Below are 20,239 nucleotides of genomic sequence, written 5' to 3' on the forward strand. Positions count from 1 at the left end.
CTACCCCCGCAGCAACCAGAACAGCGCGAACACCCAGCGCTGCCAACCAGCGTCGGCCGACTTCAGCACCCCCGTGGCAACGCCGTAACGCCAGGCCCAGTGCAGCGCGCGCTTGAGGTCGCGCAACGGGCTTTGCCGGTTGCGGTAGACGTCGATCGCCAGCAGCCCCATGGCATCGACGTTCCCCGCCTCGGCCGCGCGCACCAGGTGCAGCTCCGCCGCCTCCCAGTCGATGGGGTCGGTGCGCAGCGCCAGCTCGCCGCAGAAACCGTGCATGAACGCCAGCACCCGCGGGTCGCCCTCCTCGGCGAAGCATTCCAGGTAGACCTCGGCGTGGTTCAGCGCCTCCAGCCACAAGCGCTCCGCCGTTTCGGCATCCTCCTCGGCGTCGGCCTGCGCGGCCAGCAACTCCACCAGCGCCTGAGTCGCCGGGCCATGGCCATCCGACGCGGCGGAGCGCCACGACACCCGCGCCGCCTCCGGGTCCGTCGGGCAGCCCAACCCATCGCGGCGGCAAATGCCCAGCAGGTGCAGCCCCTCGGTATGCACCGCCTGGTTGCGCCCGCTCAGGAGCAGCAGCCGCTCCAGCGCGGCGAAAGCCTGTGCACCGTCCACCGGCCCGGCGTCGGCATCCAGCCATAGGCGCGCCTGCAGCAACAACAGCGCATAGACCTCGTCCAGCTGATGATCCAGCGCCTGCGCCCGCTCCACCCAGCCACGCGCCTGCAGCAGCTCGTCCGTGCTGCCGGCCCTCTCGAAAGCCAGCTGCGCCAGCTGCAACCAGGCCGCCGCCGTGGGCTCGGCGGCCCCCTCCAGGCCACAGGCGCGCCGCGCCCACTCCATGGCCTGGGCCGGGTCATCGGCCAGACGGGACAACGCCAGTGCCGCAGCGGGGTCGCCCGCCTGGTAACGGCGCGCCCATTCCCCAGGGGAAACGGGCGGCGGCGCCGGCTCGTCCAGTTCCAGCTCGTGTTCCGGCTCGTGTTCAGGGCCGGGGTCGAGCGCAATGTCGTGCTCATCGGGCCCGCTCGGCAGTGGCTCGGCTTCGGCAGGCGCCTCCAGCTCGGCAAAGGGCACCTGCAACCCGGCGAAATCCTCGAGATGGGCCAGTGCCCGGAACCAGGGGTGGTCCAGCGTATCCAGGCCAAAGGCCCGCACCCACTCGTCGAGGTTCTCGTAATCCAGCACCAGGGTGACGTCATGCAGGTCGACCGTGCCCCCCTGCAACGCCTGCAGGCGCGTGTCGGCGTTCCACTTCCAGAAGCCGATGCGCGAAGCGGTGTTGGCATCGAAGGGGCCGGAAACTGCATCCAGGTCGCCCTGCAGCCACAACGTCTGCAAAGGCCCATCGCTGGCTTCAGCGGCACGCTGCAGGAAGGCCGCCACCGCGTCCAGGCAGAGCCCGATGGCGGGCACGCGATGGTGCTGGGGATGACGGCGGATATAGGCGTCGAACTGCGCCCAGTTGTCCTGCGCCGTTTCCAGCGACAGACGCAGACCATTGCCGGGCGTCTGCACCTCCACCTGCGCCGGCGTGATCGCCGGCACCACCTCGGCACCCGCCAGCAGCAGGCACCAGAGCGGCGACACGTACGCATCCGTCGCCAGGCAACGGGGCTCGATGCCCTCGCCACCCAGGTAGAGCCAGGCGGCGGAAGGCCGTTCCGATTCCATGTGCATCACACGTTCCCGGTACAGCGGGCCCGGCCGATCCATGGCCCGCACAAAGGGGCCAATCATGGCGTGAAGCACGGGTGCTCACCAGCCGTGGCACAGAAGAAATCGCCACGATGCGAAAGCGTCGAGCGTTCGCCTGCAGACGGCGATTCATTTTTCCCGCCACCTGCAATATCCTCCACGCCGTGGCTATGGGCGTCCTTCCTTCTACCTCTGAAACTAGGGTGCCCGCTTCCCACCCGCCCACCTCACGGTGGGCTTTTCATTTCAGGAGCAGATGTGAACGGAATCTTCCTGCGCCGCTGCCGCAAGTTCGCGGTCAGCCCCGGTGAAGGCGGCGCCAGCCTGGCCCAGGTGGCCATGGTGCAAAAGGAAACCGAGCAGCTCGGTTTCGTGCTCTCCGAGGCCCTCGTCGAGCGCCTGCTGACCCTCTCGCCGGAGCAGCTCGCCCGGGAGCTGCGCGACCTGCGCCGCCACCTGGCCCCGATGACCGGCGCACACCGTGAACACCGCCCGCTGTTCCCCGATTTCCCGGCCGGCAGCCTGGCCCTGGACGAGGCGCAGCTGTACCAGCGCGCCGTCCTCCACTACCTGACCCTGCAACGCCTGCGCATGCAGGACCCGAGCCTGCCGGCGCCCCTGCTGCACCACCGCCAGCCGCTGGAGATCGACCTCGGCACCCAGGAAGAATTCGAGCGCCTCTGCACCCGCCTGGCCGCCTCGCGCACCTCGCTATCGGCGGACGACAAGGCCGACCTGCAGTGGTTCGTGCGCCAGTACCGCGACAAGGTGCTGGACCTGCTGCCGGAAGAAATCCCCTTCAAGGAAAACCTCGCGCTGATCGCCGCCTGGCTGCTGCGCTTCGTCCCCGGCGAGCGCGCCGAGCGCTTCGTCTACCAACGCATCGGCACCGCCACCGATGTGTTGCGCCTGGCCGTGGCGCTCTGCGATGGCGATGTCTCCCTGGCCGAGCCCTGCCGCTTCAAGGGCTTCAAGCGTCGCGAACGACGCCGGCTGCTGGCGCTGCTGGAAGCCTGCGGCGGCCCCACCGAAGACATGCGCCGCTGGCCCGAACGCTGGAAGCGCCTCGGCGAAGGCCTGCACCCCGGCGACTACCGCAGCCAATGCCCGCGCACCTGGCAGGCCTTCCAGGTGCTGCGCGAGGGCCTGCCGTTCAGCGGCTTCAATGGCCAGGTGGAGCGGGACCTGGAAACCGGCCGGGTCGAGGCCGCCAGCCAGCGCCTGGCCACCCGCCCCGGTGAGATGGCCCGGCGCCTGGACCACCTGCTGCGCACCAGCCCGCAGCCGGATGCGGTGCTCAAGCAGTTCGCCGAGGTCGCCCAGCAGGTCGCCACACCGGTGCTGCTGCAGGCCCTGGCGCAGTTCGAGCATCGCGGGCACGCGCCCCTGCGCACCTTCTTCCCCAAGGGCGATGCCGCCCGTGCCTGGACGCTCCCGGATCGGCGCGCGCCCATCGCCCCCGAGCACCTGGCCGACGCCATCGCCCTGATCCGCGCCACCCTGGTGGCCCGCTTCGCCAGCCGCCCGCCGCTGGGCCGTTGCTACCTGGCGCCGGAGCTGGCCGACCGGGTGGTGCCCCTGGCCCAGCGTTCGGCCTCGCGCTCGCTGCGCACCCTGGTACGCGGCAGCCGTATGCCGCTGCCCGAGTCGCGCTACATCCGCCTGTTCCTCTGGTGGACCAACGGCCACAGCCGCACCGACATCGACCTGTCGACCGCCTTCTTCGATGGCGACTTCGTCTACCGCGACCTGGTGGCCTACTACAACCTGCGCGGCTACGGCGGCCACCACAGCGGCGACATCGTCGACGCCCCGCAAGGCGCTGCCGAGTTCATCGACCTCGACCTGCAGCTGCTGCGCGACAAGGGCCTGCGCTTCGTGGTGCCCTGCGTCAACAGCTACACCAACCAGCCCTATTGCGACCTGCCGGAATGCTTCGCCGGCTGGATGGCCCGCAGCGACGTGGACTCCGGCGAAGCCTTCGAGGCGCGCACCGTGGAAGACCGCCTCGACCTCTCCGCCAACCAGCAGACCTGCCTGCCCTTCATCATCGACCTGGAGCAGCGCTGCATCCTCTGGACGGATATCGGCCTGGGCGGCTACCCGCGCTGGAACAATGTCGCCAACAACCTCAGCGGCATCTCGCTGATGCTGCGCGCCATGACCAGCCTCGCCGCCCCGGACCTGCACACCCTGTTCGCGCTGCATGCCGAGGCGCGCGGCAGCCGGGTGGACACGCCCGAGCAGGCCGATACGCTGTTCGGCCTGCGCGAGGGCATCACCCCGTTCGACACCGACCGCATCCGCGCCGAGTTCCTCTGAGCCCGGCGCGGGGCCGCGTCAACGCAACGATTCGAACTGCCCCGTGCCCTCGTTCCAGGCGAAGGCCACGCCCGCGCAGCGGTAGCGCTTGCCCACCCGCAACTGGGTGGCGCCCTGCTCCACCGCCAGCTGCACGGTTTCCACATCCTCGCTGCGGCAACCCGGCAGGCTCAGGGTCTGCACGCGCTTGCCGGTCTTCTTCGCATACACCTCGATGGCCGATGCCGGGCCACCGTCCTTGGCCAGCGGCACCTGGAAGTAGAAGCGTTCGGTGGAGGCCGCCTGCAACACCGCCGTGGTCGCCCCCGGCCAGGCTTCGTCGGAGCGCAGCATGGCCACGTGCTTCATGTGGATGGGCAGGCGCTTGCCGGTGCGGTAGTCGGTCCAGGTGCCATTGAGGGTGGCATCGCGCTTGTAGTAGCCCGAGAAGAACACAAGGATGCGCGCAGACGGCAGCCCGCCGGCGTCCAGTTCGTCCATGCCGATGCCGTTGTTGGGCTCGTTGTTGCTGAACACCGGCTTGAGGCGGATCGGCGTGCGGTAGCGGTCATAGAAATACACGCCGCGGATGACGCGGTTCTGCTGGAACGTCACCAGGGTGACCGCCTGCTTGCCGAGGGTACCCTGGTAGACATCCACGGCACCGGCCAGGCCGGGCCCACACAGGACCACGAGCAGCGCCAGGCGCAACCAGGAACGGAACAGGCGGCTCATTGGGCAGCCTCCCCGGCCGCTTCAGCCACCACCCGTTGCCCCGCGTCCAGGCGGTAAAAGCCCGCCTGGAAGGTGCCGGGCCGGAAGCGTTCGCCGCCTTCGGGGCGGTATTCGAAGCGCCCGCGCTGGTGGGCGTCGGGGTACAGCGAGCCGCTGCCGGCCATCTCGGTGAGGCCCGCGTGCAGTGCGTAGCGGCCGGATGCCGAGTCGTACAGGTAGTACTGCACCGTGCCGCTGGTCAGGGCCTTGTCGCTCTCGCGGATGCGCTTGGGCACGAAGGAGAAGTCGACGAAATCGTCATCGTCCAAGTAGGCCAGTTGCAGCGTGTCGGTGCCGAAGAAGTAGGCATCCAGGCCCTCGATCACCTGCCGCGTCGCGCCGCTCGCCTTGTCGGTGACGGTGATGCGGTCGAAGACCGGCACCTCTTCGTTGGCCGCCTTGCGTGCATGCACGCGGAAGCTCATGCCCTGGCTGGTGCCCTGCTGCAACAGGTCGGCCTCGTAGACCGCCCTGGAGCCTTCGCGGAACACCTGCTTGCGCTCCAATTGCAGCACGCGCTCCTCGCGGGTACGCAGGTCGATCCAGCGCCCTTGCAGCACCGGCTGTTCGAGGGCGAAGGGCTGCAGCTCGATCGCCACCGGCGGCAATGGCGTGCCGTCGCGCAGGTTGATCAGCAGCGGTTCGCTGGCGTCATAGGGGGTCTTTTCCAGGGTCAGGTGATCGGCCGCCGCCGAGGTTTCGACGAACCCGGCCATGCCGTCCCAGGCGCTGTCGAACTGGAGGATGACCTCCAGCTGCATATCCCCCGCCGTGCCCCGGTACACCGTGCTGGGCAGCGTATGGGCGCTCGCCGTGGTGGCGAGGAACAGGGCCGCCCAAGGGGGCAGTTGCTTCCATGCTGAAAGGGCCACGCAGTGCTCCTTGCGAAAAAAAGGAGCGCAGCCTAACAAAAAGCCCCCTCGGCGCGTCAGTGCGCGAGGGGGCGGGTGTGACGCCGCGCCATCAGCTCGCGCGGTTTTCCTCGATGGGCTGCGGCGCCTCGCCACGGGTCTTGTACAGCGACAGCAGCACGCCGCCGACCAGCAGGCCCAGGGTCACGCTGAGGGAGATCACCGCCGGGATCTTGCCGATGATGCCCACCAGGAAGATCTTCGTGCCGATGAACACCAGCACCAGGGCCAGGGCGTACTTCAGGTAGGCGAAGCGATGGATCAGCGCCGCCAGGGCGAAGTACAGGGCACGCAGGCCGAGGATGGCGAAGATGTTCGAGGTGTAGACGATGAAGGGATCCTGGGTGATGGCGAAGATCGCCGGCACGCTGTCGATGGCGAACACCAGGTCGGCGCACTCGATCATCACCAGGGCCAGGAACAGCGGCGTGGCCCAGAGCACGGTCTTGCCGGTGGCATCCGCCTGGCGCACGAAGAAACGCTGCCCGTGCAGGCTATCGGTCACGCGCATGCGCCGGCGCAGGAACTTCACCAGCGCGTTGTTCTCCAGGTCCGGGTGGTCATCCACCTTGGAGAACAGCATCTTCACGCCGGTGATGGCCAGGAACACGCCGAACACGTAGAGGATCCAGCTGAACTCGTGGATCAGCGCCGCGCCCAGGCCGATCATCACGGCACGCAGCACGATCACCCCCATGATTCCCCAGAACAGCACCTTGTGCTGGTACTCCCGGGGAATGGCCAGGAAGCTGAAGATCATCGCCATGAGGAACACGTTGTCCATCGACAGCGATTTTTCGATGAGGAAGCCGGTGAGGTAATCCATGCTGGCGTCGCCGCCCTTCTGGAAGAACACCCAGAGGCCGAACAGCAGGCCGGCGGTGATGTAGCCGGCGGAGAGCAGCAGGCTTTCCTTGACGCCGATCTCGCGGTTATCGCGATGCAGCACGCCCAGGTCGAAGGCCAGCAGGGAGAACACCACGGCGAAGAAGACCAGCCACAGCCAGGTGGCGGTGCCGAGGAAGTCGGAAAACAGGAACGTATCTAGGGCGGTCATTGGAGCCCCTCCTTACAGTCGAAGTTGTACAGACTGTGATTCCGACATCGCGGTATTAACCGCCAGAGGGGCCCGGCTTCACGGCGGATAAATTACAGAATCCCGGGGCAGGCGCTCAACGAGCGGGCTTTTGCAAAGTGTTTCCTGCGCCTCACCGCAGCAGCCCCGGCGCCTGCTCGCACAGGTGCGCCCACAGGCGGCTGGCCACCGGGCCGTGGGGGCGGTCCTGGCGCCGGGCCGCCACCAGCTCCTCGGTGCGCCCGGGCAGGTAGCGCCCGACGATGGACAGCAACGCGCCGCTGCGCAGCTCCTCCTCGATCAGAAAACGCGGCAGGTGCCCCCAGCCGAGGCCCTGGAGAATCACCTCCTTCTTCATCGCCTGGTCCGCCACCGTGCACTGGGGCGCGCCCTCCACCACGAAGTGGTCGCTGGGCGGCGAATGCCGCGCGCTGTCACGCATCACGCACTGGGTGAAGCCACGCAACCGTTCCGGGCGTATCGCCCGTGGCAAGGGCGACGGCAACAGGCCGGGCGCCACCACCGGGACGAAGGGCACCTTGCCCAGGTCGATCCACTCGATACGCGGATCGGCCTTGTCGACCCGATGCAGGATCAGGTCCGCCTCGTCGTCCAGCAGCCGCTCCAGCGGGCCGGAAACCGTCTCGAAATGCAGGCTCAGCCGGGTCGCCGGGCAACCGGCGAAGAAGCGCGCCAGCAACCCCAGCAGCGGCGGACGCGGGCACAGGTCGCCGATCACCACGTGCAGCTCGCTCTCCTCGCCCATGGCCAGCTGCTCGGCGTGGTTGCGCAGGCCATCCAGCTCGCGCAACAGCGCCTGGGCCCGGCCATGGAACGAGCGCCCGGCGTCGGTGAGCACCACACGGTAGCCACCGCGGTCGAACAGGCTCAGGCCCAGTTGGCGCTCCAGCCGGGCCACGGCGGCGAACACGGCGGGATGGGAGCGATGCAGCGCGCCAGCCGCCGCCTGGAAGCCGCCGGCACGCACCACGGCGTCGAAGCACTGCAGGTCGTGCAGGGTGAAGTCGTTCATGTCCGTTTTACTGACAGAGAGTTTTCGATCTTTGTAATTTTTTATCGGAATCGCCGCAACTAGGATCGCTCCATGGCTTCCGCCATCCCGGGCCCGATGCCCGGCCACCCAACGGAGCGACACAGATGACCACCCTCGCCCACCTCACCACCCGCGACGGCGCGCGCATCGCCTACCGCCTCGACGGCGCCGCCGAACTGCCCCTGCTGGTGCTCTCCAACTCCATCGGCACCACGCTGCACATGTGGGACGACGACATCGCGGCGCTGTCCCGCCACTTCCGCGTGCTGCGCTTCGACACCCGGGGCCACGGCGAATCCTCGGTGCCCGAGGGCGACTACGCGCTGGAACGCATGGGCCGCGACGTGCTGGAACTGCTCGACGCCCTGGACGTACAACGCGCGCATTTCCTCGGCCTCTCCCTCGGCGGCTTCATCGGCCAGTGGCTGGGCATCCACGCGCCGCAGCGCATCGGCCGGCTGATCCTCGCCAACACTTCGCCCTGGCTCGGCCCGAAGGAACAATGGGACGAACGCATCGCCTCGGTGCTGCACGCCGAGGACCTGACCGAGACGGCCGAAACCTTCCTGCACAACTGGTTCCCCGCGCACCTGCTCGATGCCCATGCGCCGGTGGTGGAACGCTTCCGCGCCATGCTCCTGGCCACCGCGCCCCAAGGCCTGGCCGGCGCCTTCGCCGCCGTGCGCGACGCCGACCTGCGCCCGGACCTCCCCCGCATCCAGGCCCCGACCCTGGTGATCGCCGGCCGTTACGACACCGTCACCGCCGCCAGCCATGGCGAGCAGATCGCCGCCGCCATCCCCGGTGCACATCTGCTGGTCCTGCCCGCCGTGCACCTGTCGAACATCGAATACCCGGAAGCCTTCGCACGGGCGGTGATTGGCTTCCTGGAGGGTTGAAGCGGCGGCAGCACGACTAACGATCGGCATGACAACCGCAACATGGCCTCACGGGCGCAACGCCCCGCGTTTGACAGCCCCCCGACGCTGGCTAACCTCAAACGCCTCCGCCGTTGCCCCCTTCAGCCAGCAGGTATCCATGTCCCGCATTCGAAAGGACCCTCGAACGCGCAACGAACGACCCACCCCATGAACAAGGACGTGTCATGTCTATCGAGCGCACAAAAGTCAGCCAATCCTCCGCCCTCAAAATCACCGAAAACGATGCCCAAGGCGTCTGCCTCGAAGCCTGTCGCCGCTGGGTCAAGGCTGCGCTGGAGGGCACGCTGGTGCCGAGTGAAACCATCTACGACATCATCGGCAGGGACACCATCAAGGAGCTGCTGAAGACCCACCAGACGCGCAACAACAAAAGCGAAAAAAGCATGGAAGACTTCGGCCTGACGGTCACCAAACGGGAGGGCGGCGGCCCCTTCAAGAAATTCACGGGGCTGCGCACCCGGCAGGATGTGATCGACCATGTGCTCACCGTCCCCGGTGCGTACATCTATGTGGTGGACTCGACGGACGGCGGGCACGCGTTCGCCTTCAGCAGCATCAAGAAGGACCAGCTCCTGTTCATGGATCCCAACCTGGGCGAATGGCTGATCGTCGATGAATCACAGCCGTCGATCCGCTCCTGGTGGCATGACTTCTGGGCCGTCTACAAGAGCGAGTACCACAAGGGCGGGCGCGAGTTGTGGCAATACAAGGTCATGACGCTCTGACCCCATGAAATGCGCTTGCGGCGTGCGCGCCGGCCGCCCTCCCCGTGCTAGGGTCTGCACGAAAAGTCGTCGAGCGACGGTCAGGCGAGGCAAAAACGGGTGAGGAAGCGGAGTTTACGAGCTGTAAATGAGCATTCCGAACCCGTTTTTAACGAAGCATCACCGAGCGCAGGCACTTTTCGTACAGAGCCTAGATTTCGCTACCATTCCAGCGATTCCCAGAGAGGCGGCGATGACCACGGATATCCATCAGGGCGGTTGCCTGTGCGGCCAGGTGCGCTTCGAGGTGCAGGGCCCGCTCGAAAACCCGCACACCTGCTCGTGTGAGTTCTGCCAGCGGCACAGCGGTGCGCTGACGGTGGCCTGGGTGGAAGTGCCGCGCGAACGGCTGCGCTGGACCGGCCCCGCCGGTGCCCCGGCGACCTACCGCTCCTCCGACTATTCCAGCCGGGCCTTCTGCGCCCACTGCGGCAGCTCCCTGGGCGCCATCGACGACGAGCCGACCATCGCCCTGCTGGTGGGCTGCCTCGACCACAAGGATTCCCCCGCGCTGATGCCCACCTATGAATCCTTCGAGGATGGGCGCCCCGCCTGGTGGCACGCGGGTGCGCGGCATGGCTGAAGCCAGTGCCGCGACCCCGGGGAGCCTCGCCTCGCTGATCTGGTTCTGGTACGGCGAGGAGGAATACCGCCGGCTGATCCTCCTCGGTGAACTGGGCCCGGCGCTGCAGTTCCTCGCTGGAGACGCCGATTGGCAGCTGGCGAACATCGGCTGCTGCGCCGACTGCGATCTCTGGTCCTCCTACCTCGATCACCTCGTGGCCTTCGTCGAAGGCTTCCCGCCACGGCTCCAGCCCCGGGCACATGGGCAGCTGCAGGCACTGCTGGCCGCCTGCATGACCCTGAGCCACGGCGCCTACGTCAACCTGGAAGGCAACAACTTCGAACACCCGGAATGGGCGCCGCTGCGCACCGCGGCGCAGGAGGCCCTGGCGCTGCTGGGTTGGCAGGAAATCGAGGCCGACATGCCGGCGCTGGTGGAGGACTGCCGCGCGGCCCTGGAGAAATGGCGGTCCTAGCGCCTCTCAAGCCTCTCCATTCGGCCCACGGGATACCGAGCACAGGCGCACCGAGTCAGCCAGCACGTCGATGGCGCGCGGCCTGGGGAAGCTGGCGCGCCAGGCGATGGCCACCTGGCGGAACGGCACCGGCGCGCTGAAGGGGCGGATGGCCACGGAGCCCGGCGAGTAGTGGTGGCCGCTCACCGCCGAGTGGGGCAGCACCGAGACACCGAGCCCGGAGGCGACCATGTGGCGGATGGTTTCCAGGGAGCTGGATTCCACGCGGGCACGCTGGGTGGCCGGGCACACCTCCAGCACCCGCTCGCGGAAGCAGTGGCCCTCCCCCAGGATCAGCAGTTCGGCATCCTCCAGCGCCTCGGCCGAGAGACGCTGCTCGGCCGCCAGCGGGTGGTCGGCGGGTAGCAGCACGCAGAGGGCCTCGTCGTAGAGCACCTTGGTCAGCACGTCGGGTTCGGAGAACGGCAAGGCGATGATGATGGCGTCCAGCTCGCCTTCCCGCAGCCGCTCGCGCAGCACGTGGGTGAAGTTCTCCTCGATGTACAGCGGCATCTGAGGGGCCACGGTGTGCAACTGGGGGATCAGGTGTGGGAGCAGGTAGGGCCCGATGGTGTAGATGGCGCCGACCCGCAGCGGCGAGGACAGCTGGTTGCGCCCGGCATGGGCCATTTCCAGCACGGCGTTGGCCTCGGCCAGCACCTTCTGCGCCTGCTCGATGATGCTTTCGCCGATGGGGGTGAGGTAGACGGCGCCCTTGCTGCGTTCAAAGAGCAGCACGCCGAGGTAGTCCTCCAGGCGCTTCATGCCCACGGAAAGGGTCGGTTGGCTGACGTGGCAACGCTCGGCGGCGCGGCCGAAATGCTGTTCCTGCGCCAGGGCAACGGCGTAGCGCAATTCGGTAAGGGTCATGGGTGGTCCTGCGTGCGAGCCGCTTGCGCGGCCTCCTGGTGAAATCGGGGTGGGGCTTGTACCCGAGAACTCTAAGCAGGGGGCGCGCGTAGGACTTTTAATATTTCCTAATCGCCAGGCTGACCAAATCCTATTATCCGCCCCCTCCCGCGCTCCCTATGGTTCAGGCCGCAACACCCGAACCAGAGACATCAGGAGACGCAAATGTCCAGATTCCAACGCACCGCCCCCGGCCTGCTGGCGGCGGCATGCCTGTTCAATCTTTCCATGGCCGTGGGTGCACCGCTGACCCGCGACAACGGCGCCCCCGTAGGCGACAACCAGAACTCTCAGACAGCCGGGCCGAATGGTTCCGTGCTACTGCAGGACGTGCAGTTGATCCAGAAACTGCAGCGCTTCGACCGCGAACGCATCCCCGAACGGGTGGTGCATGCCCGGGGCACCGGCGCCCACGGCGAGTTCGTCGCCTCGGCGGACATCGCCGACCTGACCATCGCCAAGGTCTTCCGCAACGGCGAGCGCACCCCGGTGTTCGTGCGCTTCTCCTCGGTGGTGCACGGCAACCACTCCCCGGAAACCCTGCGTGACCCGCGCGGCTTCGCCACCAAGTTCTACACCGCCGACGGCAACTGGGACCTGGTGGGCAACAACTTCCCCACCTTCTTCATCCGCGACGCCATCAAGTTCCCGGACATGGTCCACGCCTTCAAGCCGGACCCGCGCACCAACCTGGACGACGACTCGCGCCGCTTCGACTTCTTCTCCCATGTGCCGGAGTCCATCCGCACCCTCACCCTGCTCTACTCCAACGAAGGCACCCCGGCCGGCTACCGCTTCATGGACGGCAACGGCGTGCACGCCTACAAGCTGGTCAACGCCAAGGGCGAGACGCACTACGTGAAGTTCCACTGGAAGACCCTGCAGGGCATCCGCAACCTCGACCCGAAGGAAGTCGAGGCCGTCCAGGGCAAGGACTACAGCCACATGACCACCGACCTGGTGAACGCCATCGCCAAGGGTGACTACCCGAAATGGGACCTGTACATCCAGGTGCTCGAGCCCAAGGACCTGGCGCGCTTCGAGTTCGACCCGCTGGACGCCACCAAGGTCTGGCCCGACGTGCCCGAGCGCAAGATCGGCCAGATGGTGCTGAACCGTAACGTCGACAACTTCTTCCAGGAAACCGAACAGGTCGCCCTCGCGCCCTCCAACCTGGTGCCGGGCATCGAGCCCTCAGAAGACCGCCTGCTGCAGGGCCGCGTGTTCGCCTACGCCGACACCCAGCTCTACCGCGTGGGCACCAACGGCCTGTCGCTGCCGGTGAACAAGCCCCGTGGTGCGGTGAACAACGGCAACCAGGACGGCAGCATGAACGTCGGCCACACCAGCAGCGGCGTGAACTACGAGCCGAGCCGACTGCAGCCCCGCGAAGCCACCGCCAGCGCCCGCTACGTCGAGACGCCCCTGCAGGGCAGCACTCAGCAGCGCGGCATCCAGCGCGAGCAGAACTTCAAGCAGGCCGGTGACCTGTACCGCTCCTACGGCAAGAAGGACCAGCAGGACCTGGTCAACAGCTTCGGCCAGTCCCTCGCCGGTACCGACAGCGAGAGCAAGCACCTGATGCTCGCCTACCTGTACAAGGCCGACAGCGACTACGGCACCCGTGTCGCCAAGGTGGCCGGTGGCGACCTGGCCAAGGTGAAGGCCCTGGCCGCCAAGCTCACCGACTGACCTGCCAACCGCCAAGCGCCGGCCCGCACACGCGGGCCGGCTTCCGGAGGCCCGAGATGAAACACGCACTCCTCGCCCTGCTGCTCTGGGCCGGCCTGGCCCAGGCCGAGCCGTCACCCGACCCGGCCGCCATCCAGGCCGAACTGGCCCAACGCTATTTCGACGCCGCGCGCGAAGGCCGCCTGGACGTCCTCCAGGCCTTCATCAACGCCGGCTACGACCTCGACACCCAGGACGCCCAGGGCTACAGCGCCCTGATCCTCACCGCCTACCACGGCCACGCCGAGGCGGTGGACGCCCTGCTCGCCGCCGGCGCCGATCCCTGCCTGCAGGACGGCCGCGGCAACACCGCCCTGATGGGCGCCATCTTCAAAGCCGAGCTGGGCATCGCCCGCCACCTGATGAACGCCGCCTGCCCCACCGACCAGCGCAACGCCGCCGGGCAGACCGCCGCCATGTACGCCGCGCTGTTCCAGCGCACCCAGCTGCTGGATCAGCTGCGCGAGCAGGGCGCCGACATGGGATTGAAGGACGCCCTCGGCAACGATGCCGACAGCCTCGCGCGGGGGGAGATCCGTACCCGTTGAGGGGGTTGGTGATCACAGAGGCGGCAGCGCTGCGTGCCGCTGGGCGAATGAATTCGCCCCTACAGAGTCCCCCTCAGCCGCCACCCGAGGGTGAGCACGGATGGGCACGGGTGAGCACGGGTGGGCGTAGGGTGGGCTTCAGCCCACCAATTCCCGATGTACCTGACTGCACCCCCTCACCCCCTCACCCCTCCCCACACACGCCTTTCCGGCATATCGACAAGCACGAAAAGTTCGGTTGCGCGGGGCTCTGTAGCGGCGCCCTTACAGGGCTTCCGGGCGCTCCGACAACCGGTCGCTCCGCACGGCCTGCGGGCGATGGGCGGCGCTATGCAGGGCCTGGCGCAGTCGCATACTCACCGGGCCATGCGCACGTGGTACGCATGACACGACCCTAAAAAAGGAACCTTCCAGGGGTGTCGTACCGGCGTCATGCAATGGCTCGCGTGGTTCGGAGTACGGGCAGGGTGCGCCCCTTGTTGAATAGGAGTGTTCAACGATGTCCAGCCTCGACAAAACCCCACCCATGCCTGATGTATTGCCGCCCGAGCAGGAAGACGCCCGAACGGCCAGTGCCCTCCCCCCCATCGCCGAACTGCCCAGGCAAGTGCCCGGCCCGATCATCGTGCCGCCGCTGCGCAGCATCCGCCCCGGTTGCTGGCTGCTCAACTACAAGCCCACTGGTGCGCCACTGGTGTCCTATGACGGCACCCTGCGCGTGGAATCCCACAGCGCCGGCCGCACCGCCAGCGGCGACCTCTACCAGCGCCCGACCATCTTCCTGCCGCTGCCCATCGCCTCGCCGATTCCGCTGCTCGGCAGCCGCCCGGAAACCAGCCTGAAGCCCATCCTCCTGGCCGGGCCCAACCCCGCCTCGGGCATCCCGATCCTGTCGCGCTCGCGCTACCGCTACTACATCCGCGTCACCTCGCTGCCGGAGAACTTCTACCTGGGCAACAGCTTCAACCTCGGCTTCGAGCTGTGGCGCTTCACCGCCCCCAACAGCTGGGCGCTGGACTCCAAGCTGACCACGCAGATGGTGCGCATGGCAGGGCCGGCGGGCTATCCCTCGCCCTCCGACTACGCCGAGGGTGATGTGAAGAACGCCGCCAACGCGGTGATCGGGCGCATGACCATGGGCTGGCTGTCGAGCTACTACCGCCGCTGCACCGTGGAGATCGACACCGTCTCCGGCTCCGAGCAGCCGACCAACAGCGGCCTCGGGCATACCTGGCAAACGGTGATGGACGCCGTGGGCTGGCAGGTGGCGGTGAACCTCAGCGACACCAACGTCGCCGAGGCCAGCGGCAACTCCTGGTCCGACGCCGAGATGCACGCGGCGATGCTGGCGCGGCGGGCGGTGGTCAACCTCGACACCGAGTGGCGCTACCACGTGCTGGCGGTGAAGAACATCGACTCCACCCCGCGCGGGATCATGTACGACAACGGCGGCACCGACTCCAACAACGTGCCCCGCGAGGGCATCGGCATCGCTTCCCACTGGACCATCGCAGCCGGCTGGGGAACGGTCAGTGGCAAGCGCTTCGGCACCGCGGCGGCACCCTACTTCCGCACCGCCGTGCACGAGATCGGCCACGCCATGGGCCTGTACCACAACTCGGCGGACTTCGGCTTCATGTGCACCAGCGACGTGATCGCCGCCGCCGGCACCCCGGCCACGCCCTTCCCCAGCAACATCCAGTGGTCCTTCCACCCGGACAACCTCAAGCAACTGCGCCATTACCCCGACCCCTTCGTGCGCCCCGGTTCGGTGGCCTTCGGCAGCGCCTCCACGGCGATGCCGAGCATCACCCCGACGGACCTCGAAGCCGAGGTGCTGGGCCTGGACCTGGACGTCACCCCGCTGCTCGGCGAAGTGCCCCTGGGCGCGCCGGTGCGAGTCGGCATCGCCCTGGTCAACCGGGGCGACCAGCCGGTGCGGGTACCGGCCAACCTGAGCCTGAAGAGCGACTTCGTCAGCGGCAGCGTCACCGACCCCGCCGGCACCCCGCGCAGCTACCGCACCCTGGTGCACTGCGTCGAGGACCAGCCCTACGCCCTGCTGCAGCCGGGTGAGCGCATCAGCGAATCCATGACCCTGATGCGCGGCGCCGAAGGCGCGCTGTTCGGCGTCCCCGGCGTGCACGAGGTGAAGGTGGAAGTGCACTGGGAGATCGACGGCATGGTCGCCCATGCCGCCGGCAGCGCCACGGTGATGGTCACCGCGGCGGTCGAGGCACGCCACGCCGAAGCCGCCCATCGGGTGCTCTCGACGCCCGACGCGCACCTGGTGCTGGCCATCGGCGGCGACCACCTCACCGAGGGCCTGGACGCCATCCAGGCGGCGCTGGATTCGCCGGTGCTCAAGCCGCACTTCGCCGCCATCGCGGCCAAGCGGCTGGCCAAGCGTTTCCACAAACGCAAGGCCGATCCGAAGAACGCCAGCGCATTGCTTGACTACGATACGGTGATGAGCGACGCCGAACGCAGCAAGCTGACCACCCTCATCAGCGATGCCGGTGGTGTGCTCAAGGACCTCGGCAAGGCGCCGAAGGCCCGAGCCAGGCCCACCAACCTGGCGGCCGGCGCCAAGTAGGGGCGACAGGACCGGTGCGAGGTGCCACCCAGGCACCCCGCACCGGCAACCACCGGAGCACGCGATGAGCAACCTGGAAAACCAACTGCTGGGGCAATGGCGCAAGAGCCAGTCCCCACCCTGCGCCGCCAAGTACGCCAGCAGCCTGCGCTTCGACGCCAACGGCCTGTACAGCGGCACCCCCGACGCCCCCGGCGGCTTCACCTGGTGGGACAGCGGCACCTGGCAGATCGAAAGCCCCGGCCGCGTCACCCTCTCCACCGCCAACGACGCGCTGGTGAGCTACGGCTACAGCCTCGACGCCGACGGCCTCACCTTCACCGACCCCAGCGGCTGCCGCTTCAGCTACCGACGCGAGCATTGAGCGGCGCACCCGTAGGTCGAGTGAAACCCGACATCCCGGCATCACTTTACCCGCGGGTTTCACCCGCCCTACACCCGGACACCCCCCCGCGTGCCCGATAACCCGCCAAAGGGCCGGCGAGCAGCGGCGGCAAAGCCTGCTATGACTTGCACAACACAAGAACAAGAAGGAAGGCCGACCTTGAACGACCATCACGACGTGCTGATCATCGGCGCCGGGCTCTCGGGCATCGGCATGGGCTGCCACCTGGTGCGCGAGGCGCCGCAGATGGACTTCGCCATCATCGAGCGGCGCCAGGCGGTGGGCGGCACCTGGGACCTGTTCCGCTACCCCGGCATCCGCTCGGACGCCGACATGTTCAGCTTCGGCTTCGCCTTCCGCCCCTGGGACCAGCTCAAGACCCTGGCCGACGGCGACACCATCCGCCAGTACATCGAAGACACCGCCCGCGAATATGGCGTCGACAGCAGGATCCGCTTCGGCCAGGCCTGCACCGAGGCCTCCTGGTCCAGCCACGAGCGCCTGTGGACGGTCAAGACCCGTGACGAGGCCAGCGGCGCGCAGCGGGTGTTCACCGGGCGCTTCCTGGTCTCCTGCGTCGGCTACTACGACTACGACCAGGGCTACCAGCCCGACTTCCCCGGCATGCAGCGCTTCCAGGGCCGCCTGATCCACCCGCAGCACTGGCCGGACGACCTCGACTACAGCGGCAAGCGCGTGGTGGTCATCGGCAGCGGCGCCACCGCCGTGACCCTGGTGCCGGCCATGGCCGAACGCGCCGGCCACGTCACCATGCTGCAACGCTCGCCCAGCTACATCATCAGCGTGCCCGGCAAGGACGTGGTCTCCGCCGCCCTGCGCCGCGTGCTGCCCGAGCGCTGGGTCTACGCCATGGCGCGCACGCGCAACATCTGGCTGCAGCGGGTCATCTACAAGGCCGCGCGGCGCTGGCCGGAGAAGGTCCGCGCCTGGCTGCTGGGCAGCGTGAAGAGGCAGCTTGGCGGCAAGGTCGACATGCGCCACTTCACCCCCAGCTACATGCCCTGGGACGAGCGCCTCTGCGCGGTGCCCGATGGCGACCTGTTCGCCGCCCTGCGCCAGGGCCGTGCCTCGGTGGTCACCGACCGCATCGCCACGTTCACCGAGCAAGGCATCGCCCTGGAATCCGGCGCCGAGCTGCCGGCGGACATCATCATCAGCGCCACCGGCCTGCAACTGCGGGCCCTGGGCGGCATCGACCTGGTGGTGGACGGCCAGCGCAAGAGCCTGTCCGACCGCCTCACCTACAAGGGCGTGCTGGCTCAGGGCATCCCCAACATGGGTTCGATCTTCGGCTACACCAACGCGCCCTGGACGCTCAAGGCCGACATCGCCTCCAGCTACCTGTGCCGCCTGTTCAACCACATGGGCAAGCACGAGCTGGAGGTGTGCACACCCCGCGCGCCGGAGGGCGAGATGGAGCCGGGCAGCGTCATGGGCGCCCTGCAGTCGGGCTACGTGCAGCGCGGCGGGGACCTGCTGCCGCGCCAGGGCCGCCACCTGCCCTGGCGGGTGCTCAACCACTACGAGCGCGACCGCGAGATGCTGCTGCGCCAGCCCGTCGCCGACCCGGCCCTGGAGTTCGAGCCCGCCCGCGACCCGGTCGGCGCGCCCCTGGCCGCCAACGCTGGCTAGGCCGGCAACGGCCAATCGGCGAAAATGCGAACCGGTCAGCCACTCCGCCCCCCGCAGCGGCGGCTAGAATGTCGGCCTTTCCCCCACACGGAACCGTCGACATGGAGCGTTACCGCCGCCTCGCCTCCTGGGCTCCCCGCCTTGCCCTGCTCGCCTGCGCCTGCCTCGCTGGCCAGGCCCAGGCCCGCGATCCGCAACCCTGCCCCGCACCGCTGATCGACGCGCTGGCCAAGCAACTGGGCCAGCACGACTGGGCGATGCCCGACACCTACAACGAAGGCCCATTGGTGGCCGCCGCCTGCAAACCCTGGCCGGACGACAAGGCCAAGGCGGTGGTCGCCCTCGCCTACGTCCGCCCGGGCGATGAAGGCATCTCCGCCGGCGAACGCAGCCTGGCCCTGCTGGTGGCCAAGGTGGACGGCAAGAGCGGCGCATTCCTGGAGCGCTACGACTCGACCCTGGACGAAGACGCCGTCACCGAGGTGAGCGCCGGCAGCCTGTGGCTGGACACCGCCCGCTACCACCTGGCGCCGGGCGTGCGCGCCTTTGGCCTGGTGTTCGACAGCACCGCCCGCGGCGCCAGCTGCCCCGACGGCGGCTCGGACGAAGAGCTGACCCTGTTCGCCCCGGACGGCAAGGCCCTGCGCCCGGTGCTCAGGGCCTACCTCAGCGAATGGACCACCATCAAGGGCACCGTCTGCGTCAACGACCCGGACTTCATGACCGAAAGCGCCAAGGTCACCCTCGACATCGCCAAGACCCGCAGCAATGGCTTCGCCGACCTGATCCTCGTCGCCAAGGTCAGCGGTGACTCGGCCGAGGGCGAGAAGGATTTGCGCACCGAGCGCAAGACCCTCAAGTACGACGGCAAGCAGTACCCCCACGAAACCTTCCCGCGCTTCTGGGAACAGCCGGCCAACACCGCGCAGTAACCGGCCCCATCACCCGGGCTGGCGTCCGGGTGATGGTTCTTGGCAGTTCTGCCTGTGGCGTCAAGGACGGGCTTTTCGCTAAGTTCGGCCGGCCCGCGCGCTATCCAGGCCGCGCCACCACCCGCCGAGGAACGCCGTCATGTCAGTAGCCGAAGCCCTCAAGCAACGCATCTCCGTCCGCGCCTTCACCGCCGAGCCCGTCGATGCCGCCACCCTGCGCGAGTTGCTGGACACCGCGCGCTGGTCGCCCTCCGGCGGCAACCTGCAACCCTGGAAGGTCATCGCCGTGAGCGGCACCGCCAAGGCCGCAGTGGAACGCGTCGCCCTGGAAACCCTGATGAAGAACCCCGTGGGCGAAGCCGGCGACCACCCCATCTACCCGGAAGGGCTGACCGAGCCCTACCGCACCCGCCGCTACGCCATCGGCGAGGCGCTCTACGCCAAGCTCGGCATCCCCCGTGAAGACAAGGCCGCGCGCCTGCGCGCCATGTCGCGCAACTTCCAGTTCTTCGGCGCGCCGGTGGGGCTGTTCTTCGTCATCGACCGCTCCATGGGCCACGGCCAGTGGGCGCACCTGGGCATGTTCATGCAGTCCCTGGCGCTGGTGGCCGAGGAACGCGGCCTCGCTACCTGCATGCAGGAAGCCTGGGGCATGGTGCGCCAGAGCCTGCACGCGCACTTCGAGCTGCCCGAGCACGAGCTGCTCTACTGCGGCATGGCGCTGGGCCACGCCGACCGCTCCGCACCGATCAACCAGCTGCGCTCCGAGCGCGCCCCGGTGGACGAGTTCGCGGTGCTCAAGGGCTTCGACTGAGCCCCGCCCGCAACGGGCGAACCGCCGTGCCTTGGCTACACTGCTGACGCACTCACCGCGCCGCCGCACCGATT

Annotated in this window: 18 protein-coding genes; 12 read left to right on the forward strand and 6 right to left on the reverse strand. The window is 68.2% G+C overall.

Annotation, left to right across the window (positions count from 1 at the left end; genetic code table 11):
* Positions 1-1,680, reverse strand: coding sequence for a hypothetical protein (locus tag OEJ36_RS09860; protein ID WP_263401368.1), 1,680 nt, complete (start codon positions 1,678-1,680; stop codon positions 1-3).
* Positions 1,681-1,956: 276 nt separating this feature from the next.
* Between OEJ36_RS09860 and OEJ36_RS09865 the strand changes: the two genes are divergently transcribed.
* Positions 1,957-4,020 (forward strand): TerD family protein, encoded by a 2,064-nt coding sequence (locus OEJ36_RS09865; RefSeq protein WP_263401369.1) that lies wholly within the window; start codon positions 1,957-1,959, stop codon positions 4,018-4,020.
* An 18-nt stretch (positions 4,021-4,038) separates the two neighbouring features.
* Here OEJ36_RS09865 and OEJ36_RS09870 read toward each other — a convergent pair whose 3' ends face one another.
* The 4 genes from OEJ36_RS09870 to OEJ36_RS09885 form a co-directional block, all read right to left on the reverse strand.
* Positions 4,039-4,734 (reverse strand): hypothetical protein, encoded by a 696-nt coding sequence (locus OEJ36_RS09870; RefSeq protein ID WP_263401370.1) that lies wholly within the window; start codon positions 4,732-4,734, stop codon positions 4,039-4,041.
* The gene (locus OEJ36_RS09875; RefSeq protein ID WP_263401371.1) at positions 4,731-5,645 is read right to left on the reverse strand and encodes a hypothetical protein; all 915 of its coding nucleotides are present in this window, start codon (positions 5,643-5,645) and stop codon (positions 4,731-4,733) included. Before OEJ36_RS09875 ends, OEJ36_RS09870 begins: the two co-directional genes overlap by 4 nt.
* Positions 5,646-5,736: 91 nt before the next feature.
* Entirely contained in the window at positions 5,737-6,741 is a 1,005-nt protein-coding gene (locus OEJ36_RS09880; protein ID WP_263401372.1) for a TerC family protein, read from the reverse strand.
* A 151-nt stretch (positions 6,742-6,892) separates the two neighbouring features.
* A complete protein-coding gene (locus OEJ36_RS09885) occupies positions 6,893-7,792 on the reverse strand; it encodes a LysR family transcriptional regulator (protein ID WP_263401373.1) in 900 nt (299 codons plus the stop codon).
* A gap of 125 nt (positions 7,793-7,917) precedes the next feature.
* Here OEJ36_RS09885 and pcaD point away from each other — a divergent pair, with 125 nt between their 5' ends.
* The 4 genes from pcaD to OEJ36_RS09905 all read left to right on the forward strand — a co-directional run bounded on the left by pcaD (position 7,918) and on the right by OEJ36_RS09905 (position 10,558).
* Complete coding sequence (gene pcaD / locus OEJ36_RS09890) at positions 7,918-8,712, forward strand: 3-oxoadipate enol-lactonase (RefSeq protein ID WP_263401374.1); 795 nt, start codon at positions 7,918-7,920, stop codon at positions 8,710-8,712.
* Positions 8,713-8,918: 206 nt separating this feature from the next.
* The gene (locus OEJ36_RS09895; protein ID WP_263401375.1) at positions 8,919-9,479 is read left to right on the forward strand and encodes a YopT-type cysteine protease domain-containing protein; all 561 of its coding nucleotides are present in this window, start codon (positions 8,919-8,921) and stop codon (positions 9,477-9,479) included.
* 232 nt (positions 9,480-9,711) lie between these two features.
* Positions 9,712-10,101, forward strand: a complete 390-nt coding sequence (locus OEJ36_RS09900) for a GFA family protein (RefSeq protein ID WP_263401376.1) — start codon at positions 9,712-9,714, stop codon at positions 10,099-10,101.
* Positions 10,094-10,558, forward strand: a complete 465-nt coding sequence (locus OEJ36_RS09905; RefSeq protein ID WP_263401377.1) for a hypothetical protein — start codon at positions 10,094-10,096, stop codon at positions 10,556-10,558. Before OEJ36_RS09900 ends, OEJ36_RS09905 begins: the two co-directional genes overlap by 8 nt.
* Before the next feature lie 6 nt (positions 10,559-10,564).
* Here the strand turns inward: OEJ36_RS09905 and OEJ36_RS09910 are convergent, their stop codons facing one another.
* Positions 10,565-11,467, reverse strand: coding sequence for a hydrogen peroxide-inducible genes activator (locus OEJ36_RS09910; RefSeq protein WP_263401378.1), 903 nt, complete (start codon positions 11,465-11,467; stop codon positions 10,565-10,567).
* Between the two features lie 267 nt (positions 11,468-11,734).
* Between OEJ36_RS09910 and katB the strand changes: the two genes are divergently transcribed.
* From katB to OEJ36_RS09945, 7 genes are all read left to right on the forward strand, one after another.
* The gene (gene katB / locus OEJ36_RS09915) at positions 11,735-13,198 is read left to right on the forward strand and encodes a catalase KatB (protein WP_411860989.1); all 1,464 of its coding nucleotides are present in this window, start codon (positions 11,735-11,737) and stop codon (positions 13,196-13,198) included.
* Between the two features lie 56 nt (positions 13,199-13,254).
* Positions 13,255-13,785, forward strand: coding sequence for an ankyrin repeat domain-containing protein (locus OEJ36_RS09920; protein ID WP_263401380.1), 531 nt, complete (start codon positions 13,255-13,257; stop codon positions 13,783-13,785).
* Between the two features lie 499 nt (positions 13,786-14,284).
* Entirely contained in the window at positions 14,285-16,381 is a 2,097-nt protein-coding gene (locus tag OEJ36_RS09925; protein ID WP_263401381.1) for a hypothetical protein, read from the forward strand.
* 64 nt (positions 16,382-16,445) lie between these two features.
* Positions 16,446-16,745: a hypothetical protein gene (locus tag OEJ36_RS09930; RefSeq protein WP_263401382.1), complete on the forward strand. Its 300-nt coding sequence runs from the start codon at positions 16,446-16,448 to the stop codon at positions 16,743-16,745.
* A gap of 180 nt (positions 16,746-16,925) precedes the next feature.
* Positions 16,926-18,419 (forward strand): flavin-containing monooxygenase, encoded by a 1,494-nt coding sequence (locus tag OEJ36_RS09935; protein ID WP_263401383.1) that lies wholly within the window; start codon positions 16,926-16,928, stop codon positions 18,417-18,419.
* Between the two features lie 101 nt (positions 18,420-18,520).
* Positions 18,521-19,351: a hypothetical protein gene (locus OEJ36_RS09940; RefSeq protein WP_263401384.1), complete on the forward strand. Its 831-nt coding sequence runs from the start codon at positions 18,521-18,523 to the stop codon at positions 19,349-19,351.
* Between the two features lie 139 nt (positions 19,352-19,490).
* Complete coding sequence (locus OEJ36_RS09945) at positions 19,491-20,165, forward strand: nitroreductase family protein (RefSeq protein ID WP_263401385.1); 675 nt, start codon at positions 19,491-19,493, stop codon at positions 20,163-20,165.
* Positions 20,166-20,239 lie beyond the last annotated feature (74 nt).

The organism is Pseudomonas sp. PDM13 (genome assembly GCF_025685765.1).
GTDB lineage: Bacteria > Pseudomonadota > Gammaproteobacteria > Pseudomonadales > Pseudomonadaceae > Metapseudomonas > Metapseudomonas solani.